Source organism: Flavobacterium sp. LS1P28 (assembly GCF_003970335.1).
GTDB lineage: Bacteria > Bacteroidota > Bacteroidia > Flavobacteriales > Flavobacteriaceae > Flavobacterium.
Map to the genome: position 1 here is coordinate 136,794 of NZ_RYDI01000007.1, position 13,525 is coordinate 150,318.

Sequence of the window (13,525 nt, forward strand, 5' to 3'; positions counted from 1 at the left end):
TTATTAAAAAAAGGAGAAAAAAGTGTATGACGGATCATAGCATGAATGCTGTTAGTTTTGAAATTGAATTATTGGATAAACACAAAGACTATAGAAATCATTACAGATCAAATGATTTGTATTGGGGCGTAGGAATCGAAAATGAATGCTATTTAGAGTTTGAAAACCATCGTGTGGTGGACAAAGATTTTTTGCTTACTAAAGGACTTCATGAAAAGTATAGTGTTAATCATTTTAAGAATTACAAAGAAAACATATACCAGAATTCATTGCTGAAAATATTATCCGATAAAGAATATTATTTGCCGGTACTGATGAATTCCCATTCGTTTACAAAAACGGACATTAACAACCAACATAAGACTTTTGATCCCATAGATAATGAACCAAATCCTGACTATTCAGGGGAAAGTATCTTTGAAATACTACAAAAAAACAATCCTTATTTTATAGACGAGCTTCAAAAAGAATTCATTTTTGATGGTGACACAGTTGAATTTGTTACGCAAAAATTTTACAAAACAGATGTTGACTCGGTTATTGCTGAATTAGCTACAATAAAACAAGGTTTCATACACCATTTACAAAACGCTTTTGATAAAGACAAAATTTTTACGGAATACGGCCCTGTAAAAATATGTGCTGTAAACCATCCCTTTGCCATATTTATTTCAAACGATACGAATTATTCTGTTTTTAATAATATGACCTATCACTTCAATTTAACTATTCCAACTGAGTTAAATAGTGATGGAGAAATTAAGGACAAATTAGGTTTTATAAAAAAACACCAGAGGGCTATTCGATTATTCCAATGGCTGAGCCCCTTGTTTATGATAAAATTTGGTTCTTCTGATTATTTGTCGCACAATGACAGCAGCGTCAATTTGACAAAAGCATCACAACGATGTGCTATGTCAAGGTACATTGGTGTGGGCACTTATGACACCAATGTGATGAAAACCGGGAAGATTGTCCAGATGAATTTTGATGAACATCCCATGCATGAAAATCCAATGTGGTGGGTGAACCGTTATTCTGAAATATCAGATTATGAAAAGATTGATAAAATTGGGCTAGACATCAATTTTCATAAGCACAAAAATCATGGTATTGAATTCCGAATATTTGACTATTTCGACGAAAAATACCTACAAGAGGTTTTGAATTTTCTTGTTTTTATTCTGGATCATGCCCTATTACACGAAATAGAAAATCCTATTTGCGATTTTGAATGGAATAACTTTGTCTATGAATCTATTATACACGGCAAAGAAACAGATGTACCAGCAAACCTTATCACACTTTTAGAAAACATATTGTCTATTACAATTGAATCAAATGATCCTTTAGCAATTTACGAACAAATATACAACAGTTTACACGCTCGTTATTACGAAAATGGCTTTTGCAGTTCTTTACTAATTAAAAAGTAAGTACTGCAAATGCACTAGTGTCTTTATAGAAAAACCTGAAAGTATGTATACTTCTTAGTGACTTAACCCCACAAGAAGTAAACTATTTACAAGAGATTTTAATTAATCATGATAATAAAAAATCACAGCAGCATACCCACTTTCAGGATCATTATTACTCCACCAATCTTCTCTGATTTCTGAAAAATAATTATAATTATCAGCTCCTGCCTGAGACTGCAGCGGATAAATAACTTTGCCCTCTTTCCTGTAGGCTTTATCAGTATCTGTTTCTGGCACCACTACTACTATATGCCCGGATTTATTCAAAACAATTCTTTTGGCACAGATGATTCCTACACCACCATTAGCATTTACTTTCTCTTGAAGTTCATTAACATCAGCGATTCTTTCCCATCCAAACTCATTTCCGGATTGTAAAAACCAATCATAGATGTAATTTGAATAAAAAGGCCTTACCGTTTCATCAAAAATAACAGCCACTTCGTTCCCTTTCTCCAGTTGCTCAATTGCCTTATCCGTCCATCTCAATCTGGGAATATAGACCTTGGCAAAAAAGCAATAATCAAAAGTATAAATATTACAATAGGTATCCGATGCGTCTTTCTGATACCGAAAACTTTTTGAAACATCCAGTGCAGTGATGATATTGCGAATTGACGTCAGTTTAGACTCAAGACTAGTTAAATCCCTAAAAGGAATTGAAGGATCACCAATAGGTTTGTACGTTTCCTCTTTACTGTCCAGACTTGCTCGTGCACCCAGTTCAAAATTAGGCACTTCAATATCCGTACTTTTTTCAGTGGTTTCATCTACGAGCTCAATATCTTTTGATAATACAAAACCCTCTTTTTCAGTGTTCAAAAGCTTTACTTTCCACCAATCTGATGCAGTTTTTTCAATTAATTTAACGGTATGTCTAAACGGTATTTTTATTAAAATTTTGGAATTATCATGCGTTGCCGGAAAATCTCTTAGATTTAATGACGGGGTAGCTACTCTATATTTCATACTAATCAGTTTCTTATAAATGATTCTACTGCCAAAATACTAAAAACAACTAAGAAAGTATCACCAGAAGCCGTTAATTTAAGATTTTTTTTAGAAACTAATAGTCTCCAATAACAATAAGGAGCGCTATCTAGCCTGTAATAAAGAGTGTGCACATTCTGGACATGCTAACTTTACTAGCATAAAAAGCTAAGAATAAAAACCTTAATTTTAACTTATGAAACAAGTGCGAAAAATTTATGACCGAGTTCTTAAAGAGAAAGCAGTTCAATTGAGTTATGAGAGACATAATATCTCCGAACTTGCCAGAGAATTAGGTATAACTGCTTCACAGTTATATAAGTGGCGAAAAGAGTATGAAGAGTTCGGACAAGGAAGTTTTCCAGGTAACGGCAATTTAAAGCAAACGCCAGAACAGGAACGAATTTCTGAACTTGAAAGAAAACTAAAAGATGCGGAACTAGAGCGAGATATATTAAAAAAAGCAATTGGCATCTTTTCCAAAAACGGTCGATGATTTATACTTTCATCAGAAACAATGAAAAGATATTTCCGATTGAAAAGATGTGTAAAGTATTGCAAGTTGGTCAAAGAAGTTATTATCAATGGAAAAGTTTTATGAATGTAAAATTAAAAACAAACAATTATTCTTTTAAAACATTTTTTTAATTAAGTTATTATTAAGAGTTTTGTTAATAAAAAATTAATATTTAATTAAATTAATAAAATAATCAAACAATCTTAATAATGTAAAAGTATATGTTTTTTCTTAAAAAAATTACAACAAAAACTTATTTTTTTATTTAAAATGATACCCGTACTATTAATTAACCGTCTTGCAAAGAATATTTATAACATACAAAAAGTCATATTACAGTCATTTATAAATGTAGTTTTTAGGCAACCAATAATTAATTACGGCTTACTACTTATTAACTATCTTATTACCAAGACCTAAAAGCTGATTTAACAAAAACCTATGTTATAATTTTTATATAAAAACAATACTCTAACGCCAAAATTAATTTTGAATAGCCAAAAACTACTTGTTGATAATTTAGATGATTCTGTTCTTTGGAAAGCTTTAAAATCAGGAGACGAAAAGGCTTTTTCATCACTTTTTAAAAAGTATTACAGTCATTTAGTGCGATATGGGAATTCGTTTACTCCTTTTCCTGAAAAGGTACAAGATTGTGTGCAGGACGTATTTACAGACGTATGGGTTTACAAAAATTCCCTTAATGATAATGTTGTCGTAAAAGCTTATTTGTTATCAAGTGTCCGAAAACGTATTGCCAGACTTCACGAAAGAGATCATATTTTCAGAAAGTCCACGACTGTAGATATGATTCCGTTTTCTTTTGATTTTACCATCGAGGATATTCTTATCGCTGATGAATCTATGGCTGTCAAAGTTTTAACACTCAACCAGCTCATCAATAATTTACCAGCACGACAGAAAGAGGCTTTATATCTGCGATACCATCAAGGACTAAGCGTTGAACAAATTGCAGAACTACTCGGAGTTAATTATCAGTCAGCAAACAATTTGATTCACAGGTCTTTACTAAATATTCGTAAAAATTGGAAAGAAAATAAGTCTCTTCTTTTTTTATTGTTATCTCAAGTATTTTAAATTTTTTGAAAAAATTTAGAATTAAGTGAGTATCAATTTAAAAAAATGTCCTCTTTCCTTTTATAACCCATTTTTATTCATGCAAAACCGTAATAATTATATTGAAATAGGCGAATTTTTGGCCGATGAATCCTTCAAAAGATGGGTACTACAACAAAACGACCAACAAAATTGGGAGCTTTGGACTTTGGAAAACCCCGTAAGAGCTAAATTAGTTGAAGAAGCGCGCGTATTGATTTTTGCAATGAAAGTTCCCGCAGACGATTTATCAGCTGATGCAGTTCAGACTGCTTTAGAAGCTACTTGGCATAAAATTGAGAATAAAAAGAAAACCACTCGCAAAACCAAAGTGTTGTTTTTAAGAAACAATTGGATTAAAGGCATTGCAGCAACACTTGTATTTGGGCTGATATCAACTTGGTTTTATCATAATTTTTTTAATGCCAATGATGGAGAGCTTAATTATAATGAATTAATTAAAGAGAATTCCGATGGCCTGTTAGAGCAAACAAACAACTCCAATAAGTCCCAAGTTATAATCTTGTCAGATGGCAGTTCGGTTTTATTACAACCAAAAAGTAAATTGAGTTATCCTAAAATATTTGTCGGAAACGAACGGAAAGTTTATCTGTCTGGTGAAGGTTTTTTTGAAATAAGCAAAGATGCTAAAAAACCGTTTTTGGTTTATTCAAATGAAATAATAACTAAAGTTATAGGAACAAGTTTTAGAATAAAATCCTATGAAAACGATTCTAATGTGGAGGTAATAGTTAGAACAGGTATTGTCAAAATCCATTCCAATAAATCTGCTTTTAATTCAACAAAGAAAGAAGTGATTTTATTGCCTAATCAAGCACTTCGTTATGGTAGAAAAACCCTTATATTCAATAAAATTACCAATATAACACAAGATGAATCATTAACTAGTGCTCTTGGTGACGTAGAAAAATTAAGTTTTGAATTTACCGATATTCCAGTAGTCCAAATTTTTAGAACTATAGAGCAAGCGTATTTAGTAGATATTGATTTTCCAGAAAATAAGTTGAAAGAATGTCATATTACTACTTCACTAACTGACCAGCCCTTATCTGAAAAATTAAAAATAATCTGTGAAAGTATTGGAAATAACACAACGTATCAAATGAATGGTAACCAAATTAGTATTCAATCAATTGGTTGCAACTAAATTACAATTTATATTAAATTAAAAAAAGCGCCGAAAATGCTGTAACATTTACGACGCCGTAAAAAATCAATTGATCTCCTGTAAAAGACAATTGTAATGTTTCGCTAATAACCAATTAAAGTATTAACCAAAAAACCAAAATTATGAAAAAAACTGTAGTAAAACAACGACGACGCTATCGTATCATAAAGTTAACATTATTCCAATTTGTTTTAGCTCTCATTTTTTCTAATGTAGTATTGGCAGATAGTGGTAAAGAACAAAGAAAACTTGACACTAAGGTGACAATTAGCATGACGAATGTGAGTCTGGATGATGCTTTATTTAAACTTGAGAAATCAATACACGTTAAGTTTTCTTATAATTCAAGAATGACTCAGTTAAAACAAAAAGTGGACATAGAAGCCACTAATGAATTATTATCCAGCGTACTTTCACGCATTTTAAAACCACTTAGCATTAAGTATGACGAAATAAACAATCTCATTGTACTACAAAGAGAGCGCATTTCGATGATAAATACAGCGACAGAAAGTTTGGATCAGACAGAAATTAAAGCAATAGCTGCTATTATAATAAAAGGAAAGGTAGTTGATGAAAAAGGATTAACGATCCCAGGAGCTAATGTTCACGTTAAAGGATCTACTATTTCGGTTCAAACAGACATTGATGGAAGTTTTGTTATTGAAGTGCCTTCTGTAAGATCCGTTTTAGTAATATCATTTATTGGGATGGAAACCAAAGAAGTTAATTTAGGAAGTGGTTTTCTTACTGTCGTTTTAAAAGAGGAAGGACAAAGCCTTAATGAAGTTGTAGTTACCGCTTTTGGTATTCGACGCAAAAAAAACACGCTTCCTTATGCGGCTCAACAAATAAGTGGTGATGATGTCAATAAAACGCAAGTAGGAAACGTTGCAAGTGGACTATCCGGAAAGATTTCAGGTTTACAAATAACTCAAGGTAACTCTGTAGGAGGATCAGTAAATGTTGTAGTTAGAGGAAATAAATCATTGACAGGAAACAATCAAGCATTATTTGTAGTAGATGGAGTTCCGGTGGATAATTCGAATACAAATTCAGCGTCGCAAAGATCAGGGGCAGGCGGTTATGATTATGGTAATGCAGCGGCTGATATTAATCCAAATGATATCTTATCGATTAACGTGTTAAAAGGAGCCGCAGCCTCAGCACTTTATGGTTCAAGAGCAGCAAATGGGGTAATAATGATTACCACAAAAAAACCAAAAAACGGGCTTGGAATTTCTGTAAATAGCGGAGTTACGGTTGGCAATATAGATAAAACAACATTTGTAAAATACCAACAAGAATATGGCGCTGGGCGTTCAATTCCTCAGGATAAAGATGGGTTTCTATTTTTTGATGCTAATGCTGATGGAATTAAAGACTTGGTAGTACCTACATTTGCGCCACGTTCATGGGGTCCACGTTATGACCCAAATTTATTAGTATATGATTGGGAAGCATTTGATCAGGCATCACCAAATTATCAAAAACCAAAACCTTGGATTGCACCTAAAAACGGACCGGACAGTTTTTATCAAACCGCTATTTCTACGAATCATAATGTTATGATTGATGGATTAGTTGCTGACAAAGGTTCTTTTAAAATTGGATATTCCAGAAATGATGAAAGAGGCGTATTACCAAATGCAAGTGTTTTAAAAAACATTGTAAATCTTAGTGCTAGTTATAATATAACAAACAAACTGGTGGTAAGTGGATTAGTAAATTATTCCCAAGTTGATGGCAAAGGAAGATATGGAACAGGTTATGATAGTGGAAGGAATGTGAATAGTAATTTCAGACATTTTAATCAGACTAATGTTGATGTTTTAGAATTAAAAGATGCCTATTTTAGAAATAGAAAAAATATTACTTGGAACTGGGCTGATCCTACAAAACTTACCAATTTAACTCCCGGTTTTTCAGATAATCCATATTGGGTTGTTTATGAGAATTATCAAAACGATACTAGAAACAGGGTCATTGGAAACGCAACAATCACCTATAAGGTTACCGACTGGCTAGACCTTTTAGGCCGAGTTTCAGTAGATACCTATTCAGAAATGCAACAGGAAAGAAGAGCCGTGGGAAGTGCTGGAATTTCATCTTATTCTCGTTTTGATAGAAATTTTAATGAAACTAATTACGATTTATTGGCAACAATAAATAAAAAATTAAATGACGATTTCAGTCTTAATGCCTTAGCTGGTCTCAATATTAGAAGAAATACAATAAGTTCAATTTTTTCTCAAACTGCAGGAGGTTTAGTTGTTCCAAAACTTTATGCCGTTTCTAATTCAAAAGGAACTGTCCCTGCAGCGATTGAATCGTATCAACCAAAAGCAGTAGATGGTGTATTTGGTGGCGTAACAATAAATTACAAGGAATTACTTCTTTTAGATGCAACCTTGCGTAGGGATAAATCTTCAACCTTGCCTGAAGAAGCAAATGCATATAATTATTATGCCGTTTCCGGCAGTTATATTTTTTATAATCATCTTCAAAATTTACCCTGGTTATCTTCTGGAAAGCTTAGACTAAATTATGCTACTGTTGGAAATGATGCCGCTTGGGGAAGTCTAAGAGATGTGTATGATAAGCCAAATCCTTTTGATAGCACATTGCTTTTTTCTTTACCTAATACTAAAAACAATAGTGCATTAAAACCTGAGAATACAATCAGTAAAGAAATTGGCTTAGAAATGTCCTTTTTTAATAACAGAATAGGTTTTGATGCCTCTTATTACCATACTAACACAGTAGATCAAATTATTCCTGTAGCTGTTTCTACTGCTATAGGTTACTCCAGCAAATTTATTAATGCCGGTGATATTGAAAACAAAGGTATCGAAGTTTCTATATTTGCAACTCCGGTAAAAGGCGCCGATTTCTCTTGGAATGTGAATTTAAATTTCACAAGAAATCGTAATAAAGTTTTATCCTTATACAACGACAGTAAAAACTTGCAATTAGGAACTTTCCAAGGTGGAGTTAGCTTAAATGCTTCGTTAGGTAAACCTTATGGCGAATTACAATCGGTGACTTATGAAATGTTAAATGGGGAACGACTTATAAAGGATAACGGTTTATATCAATTTACAACTACTACCTCAAATGTAATTGGAAATGTTAATCCAGATTGGATTGGTGGCTTGAGTAATAGTTTCAGATATAAAAATTTTAACTTAAGTTTTTTAATTGATGTAAAAAAAGGAGGTCAATTATTTTCTTTAGACATGTACTACGGTACAATGTCGGGTATTTTACCCGAAACTGTTGGACTTAATGATCTTGGAAACCCAAAACGAGATGCTGTTGCCAATGGAGGAGGTATAATTTTGGCAGGAGTTACAGCGAATGGAGAACCTAACACAAAAAGAGTTACTATAGTTTCAGGCACTAGTGGATATCTTCCTCAATCAAATTTTGTATATGATGCGAGTTTTGTTAAACTTCGCGAGGTAGCGATTTCATATTCTCTTCCAAAAAAAATAATGTCAAGAATTAAATCTATAAATGAAATAGAATTTTCGTTGACTGGAAGAAACTTATGGTTAATCCATAAAAATGTTCCCTACGCTGACCCTGAAGAAAACTTATCTTCAGGCAACATACAAGGCTATCAAAGTGGATCTTACCCTACAGTACGTGCTATTGGGTTAAACGTAAAAGTAAAATTATAAACTTACAATCATGAAAAAAAGATTTATTTCAATAGTAGTATTGGTGTTATTAATTAGCGCCTGTACAGACGACATTACTCGTTTTAATGATGAAACTAAACGGGCTAGTGAAGTCCCTCCGGGTAGTTTATTCTCAAATGCCGTTAAAACATTGTCAGATGGCTTAGCCTCAGCCAGTGTAAATGTTAACATCTTTCGACACTTTGTAAATCATTGGGCTCAGGCTGTTATTCAGGAAGAGGCACAATTTAATTATGTCACAAGGTCGATTAATGATGCATGGTGGACTAGAATGTATAGAGATGTTTTGAATGATTTAAAAGAAAGCTCCCGTATTATAACAAATGATGTTACTTTAAATCCAATTATAAAAACAAATCAATTAGCAATTATCGATATCATGCAAGTGTACACCTTTAACATTTTGGTGACTACTTATGGCGATATTCCTTACTCCAAGTCGTTAGATGATCAGCTACTTTTCCCAGTTTATGATGACGCCAAAACTGTTAACAAAGAATTAATGATCCGATTGGAAAATGACATAGCCAAATTAAGTATTAGTGCTCCTGGCTTCACATCGTCAGAAGATATTATTTTTCAAGGTTCTGTAGCAAAGTGGATTTCTTTTGCAAACTCTTTACAGGTAAGAATGGCTATGACAATATCTGACGTAGATAATTCATTAGCGAAAACAGCCTTTGAAAAAGCCAATCCAAATGCTATTAACGCGATATCTAATAATGGTTTTGTTAAATATTTTACCGCAATACCTAATAATAATCCGTTGTATGATCAACTGGTGTTGGCCAATCGCACCGATTATATTGCAGCAAAAGATTTAATGGATGTTCTGAATAGCTTTGAAGATCCACGTAAACCAGGTTTTTTTGGAGTGAATAATGTAGGCTTATACGTTGGAGGCATAATGGGCATCCCAAGTGATTATCCAAAAATGTCAAAGCCAAGTACTCGTGTAGCTGACCCTAGCGCGCCAAACGTATTAATAGATTATGTGGAAATGGAATTTTATAGAGCTGAAGCAAAAGAGCGTGGCTACAACGTAACCGGTTCTGCAGAATCTCATTATAATAATGCCATTAAAGCTTCAATACTATATTGGGGCGGTACTGAGGCAAATGCTGATAAATACTTATTAAGATCGGACGTTGCTTACACGACCGCTGCAGGTGGATGGAAACAAAAAATAGGTTTCCAAAAATGGATTGCATTATACAATCGCCCATTTGAAGGATGGTTGGAAGTTCGCAGATTAGATTTCCCAAAATTAACAATACCCGTAAATGCTTTTTCAGGTTATCCAAACCGGATGAAATATCCAGCAAATGAGCAACAGTTAAATGGATCTAATTATACGAACGCGGCTACAAAAATAGGTGGTGACAAAAGCGAAACTAAATTATATTGGGATATATTTTAATTAAAAATCAAACACAAATGAAAAATCGATTCCTATTTTTATTACTAATAGCAACAACATTTATATTTGCTCAAGACCGGTTAACGGGCAGAAATTTTGCTTCAAGATCTGAGGTTATTGGGCAACACGGAATGGTAGCATCTAGCCAGCCCTTAGCAACACAAATCGGAATCGATATTTTAAAAAAAGGAGGTACAGCAGTGGATGCCGCAATAGCTGTAAATGCCGCATTAGGCTTGATGGAGCCAACAGGTAGCGGCATTGGTGGTGATCTTTTTGCGATAGTGTGGGATGCAAAAACCAAAAAACTCTATGGCTTGAATGCCAGCGGACGATCTCCAAAAGCACTAACTTTAGATTACTTCACTAAAAATAACATTACACACATTCCACCAAGTGGTCCCCTGCCGGTATCGGTTCCAGGTTGTGTTGATGGTTGGTTCGAATTGCATAATAAATTTGGAAAACTACCTATGCAGGACATCTTAAATCCAAGTATAAAATATGCTGAAGAAGGTTTCCCAACTACAGAATTAATTGCTTATTATCTGCAAGTCACGATAAATAAATATATGAAACAGTACCCTAATATCAAGGAAACTTATACTGTAGATGGCAAATTACCTCAAAAAGGAGATATTATTAAAAACCAATTTTTAGCTAATACCTATAAAAAAATTGCCAAAGGAGGAAGAGATGCTTTTTATAAAGGAGATATTGCCAGAGAATCTGCTAAATTTATTCAAGCTCAAGGCGGATTTTTAGCGTATGAAGATTTTGCAACACACCATTCGGATTGGATTGAACCTGTCTCAACAAATTACAGGGGGTATGACGTATGGGAATTACCACCAAACGGACAAGGAATGGCTACTTTGCAAATGCTTAATATTATAGAAGGTTATGATTTTAGTAAAATACCCTTTGGTAGCGCTCAACATTTGCACATTGTAAACGAAGCAAAAAAACTTGTTTTTGAAGATCGCGCTAAATATTATGCGGACTCAGATTTTATGAAAGTTTCTGTAAATGATTTATTATCTAAAGAGTACGCAACTGAAAGAAGGGATTTAATTAATCCTGACCGCGCAGGGACTTTTAAAGCTGGAAAAGAAAGCAATGGCGGTACAGTTTATTTGACTGTCGCCGATAAAGAAGGAAACATGATTTCTTTAATTCAAAGTAATTATAGAGGCATGGGATCTGGAATGGTTCCGCCAAAATTAGGTTTTATGCTTCAGGATCGAGGCGAATGCTTCAATTTGGCTGAAGGAACGCCAAATTCGTATGCCCCTCAGAAAAGACCTTTTCATACTATTATTCCGGGTTTTGTTACTAAAGATGGACAACCATTTATGAGCTTTGGTGTAATGGGAGGCGATTTTCAACCTCAAGGTCATGTTCAAATATTAATGAACCTGATTGATTTTGGTATGAATTTACAGGAAGCAGGAGATGCTCCAAGGTTTGAACACATTGGTTCAACTGATTTTACGGGCGAGCTGTCAACAGGCAAAGGCGAAATCCTAATTGAAAGTGGTTTTGATTTTGAAGAAATAAAAAAATTGATCCAGAAGGGACATAAAATTGGCTTTGGAGGGTATTATGGAGGGTATCAAGCAATCATGTATGACGCAATAAGAAAAGTGTATTTTGGAGCCTCAGAAAGTAGAAAAGATGGTGCGGCCGCAGGATATTAACTGTCTGTTTTTAAGTAGTATAATGTTTGAAAGAACTTTTCTTTATTCGAATAGTCTCATCAAAATAAAAGAACAAATAATATAATTTATCCTGATCTTATTCCAAAATTATTAATTTAAATTTTAATGAAATGTTAATAAAAAATACATGTGCTTTTATTTTCTTTTATATTTTATCTGTCCAATGTGTTACTGCACAGACAGATTTTCCAGCACCAATTGAGGGAGATTATCTAATAAAAGATTTTACTTTTAAAAGTGGAGAATATTTAGACCAACTAAAACTACATTACACAACCATTGGGAAACCAACAAAAAATAAGAAAGGTCAAATTAACAATGCTGTTTTAATTATGCATGGCACCACTGGAAGCGGAAGCGCCTTTTTGAGCAAACAGTTTGGAGGCAATTTATTTGGAAAGGGTCAATTGTTAGACGCCACAAAGTATTTTATTGTTTTAACAGATGATATTGGACACGGAAAATCGAGCAAACCAAGCAATGGCTTAAAGATGGCATTTCCCAAATACAATTATGACGATATGGTTTTGGCAAACTATAAATTACTGACTGAACATTTGAAAATAGATCATCTTCGATTGGTAATGGGAACATCAATGGGCGGCATGCACACTTGGGTTTGGGGTTACACCTACCCTGATTTTATGGATGCACTAATGCCTTTGGCAAGCTTACCAGCAGAAATAGCCGGTAGAAACCGCATTCAAAGAAAAATGGCGATTAAATTAATCGAAATGGATCCTGAGTGGAAAGAGGGTAATTATATTCAACAGCCACAACAAGGAATGACTGGCGCTATATTATCTCTGATGTTTATGGTGAGTAGTCCGTTACAATGGCAAATTGCAGCCCCAACCAGAGAGAAAGCAGAAATAATGATGGAAAATACTTTAGCCCGATATTCATCAACATTAGATGCTAATGATCTGATTTATGCTTTTGATTCCTCAAGAGATTACAATCCGCAACCTTACTTGTCAAAAATTAAAGCCCCTTTAATTGCTATAAATTCTGCCGATGATCAAGTAAACCCTCCTGAACTCGGATTAATGGAGAAAGAAATTAAAAACGTTAAAAATGGAAAATATATCTTATTACCTATTACAGATAAAACCACTGGCCATGGCACACATTCCAATCCAAAAATATGGGGTAAATATCTTAAAGAATTACTTAAAAAATCTGAACCCAAAATTAAGTAAAATTCAAGCTTTTAATATTGTTTTCCAGAAATCAAAACTTACTAAGGTAGATTTTAAGTTTACGATTTATGTTTCTTAACGGAAAACAGGAAAACACTTTTATGTTGCCTGGACATGCTAACTTAGCCATCACATTAAGTTAAGAAATAATCTTAATTTTAGCCTATGAAACAAGTCCGCAAAAT

At 33.6% G+C, this 13,525-nt stretch carries 9 protein-coding genes; 8 read left to right on the forward strand and 1 reads right to left on the reverse strand.

Translation table 11 applies throughout. The features are described from left to right. The first annotated feature begins 26 nt into the window (after positions 1–26). Positions 27–1,436, forward strand: coding sequence for a hypothetical protein (locus EKL97_RS07870; protein WP_126568601.1), 1,410 nt, complete (start codon positions 27–29; stop codon positions 1,434–1,436). 102 nt (positions 1,437–1,538) lie between these two features. Here the strand turns inward: EKL97_RS07870 and EKL97_RS07875 are convergent, their stop codons facing one another. Further along, on the reverse strand, positions 1,539–2,447 hold the full coding sequence (locus EKL97_RS07875; RefSeq protein WP_126568602.1) for an SH3 domain-containing protein: 909 nt from the start codon (positions 2,445–2,447) through the stop codon (positions 1,539–1,541). A gap of 217 nt (positions 2,448–2,664) precedes the next feature. Between EKL97_RS07875 and EKL97_RS07880 the strand changes: the two genes are divergently transcribed. The 7 genes from EKL97_RS07880 to EKL97_RS07910 all read left to right on the forward strand — a co-directional run bounded on the left by EKL97_RS07880 (position 2,665) and on the right by EKL97_RS07910 (position 13,340). Beyond that, complete coding sequence (locus tag EKL97_RS07880) at positions 2,665–2,964, forward strand: transposase (RefSeq protein ID WP_126554163.1); 300 nt, start codon at positions 2,665–2,667, stop codon at positions 2,962–2,964. A 510-nt stretch (positions 2,965–3,474) separates the two neighbouring features. Then, a complete protein-coding gene (locus EKL97_RS07885; protein ID WP_126568603.1) occupies positions 3,475–4,083 on the forward strand; it encodes an RNA polymerase sigma factor in 609 nt (202 codons plus the stop codon). 79 nt (positions 4,084–4,162) lie between these two features. Further along, positions 4,163–5,269: a FecR family protein gene (locus EKL97_RS07890; protein ID WP_126462486.1), complete on the forward strand. Its 1,107-nt coding sequence runs from the start codon at positions 4,163–4,165 to the stop codon at positions 5,267–5,269. Positions 5,270–5,412: 143 nt separating this feature from the next. After that, positions 5,413–8,976, forward strand: a complete 3,564-nt coding sequence (locus EKL97_RS07895; protein ID WP_233588563.1) for a SusC/RagA family TonB-linked outer membrane protein — start codon at positions 5,413–5,415, stop codon at positions 8,974–8,976. 10 nt (positions 8,977–8,986) lie between these two features. Continuing rightward, positions 8,987–10,417 (forward strand): SusD/RagB family nutrient-binding outer membrane lipoprotein, encoded by a 1,431-nt coding sequence (locus tag EKL97_RS07900; RefSeq protein WP_126568604.1) that lies wholly within the window; start codon positions 8,987–8,989, stop codon positions 10,415–10,417. Between the two features lie 17 nt (positions 10,418–10,434). Continuing rightward, the gene (ggt, locus tag EKL97_RS07905; RefSeq protein ID WP_126568605.1) at positions 10,435–12,117 is read left to right on the forward strand and encodes a gamma-glutamyltransferase; all 1,683 of its coding nucleotides are present in this window, start codon (positions 10,435–10,437) and stop codon (positions 12,115–12,117) included. 131 nt (positions 12,118–12,248) lie between these two features. Continuing rightward, entirely contained in the window at positions 12,249–13,340 is a 1,092-nt protein-coding gene (locus tag EKL97_RS07910; protein ID WP_126564040.1) for an alpha/beta fold hydrolase, read from the forward strand. The last annotated feature ends 185 nt before the right edge of the window (positions 13,341–13,525 follow it).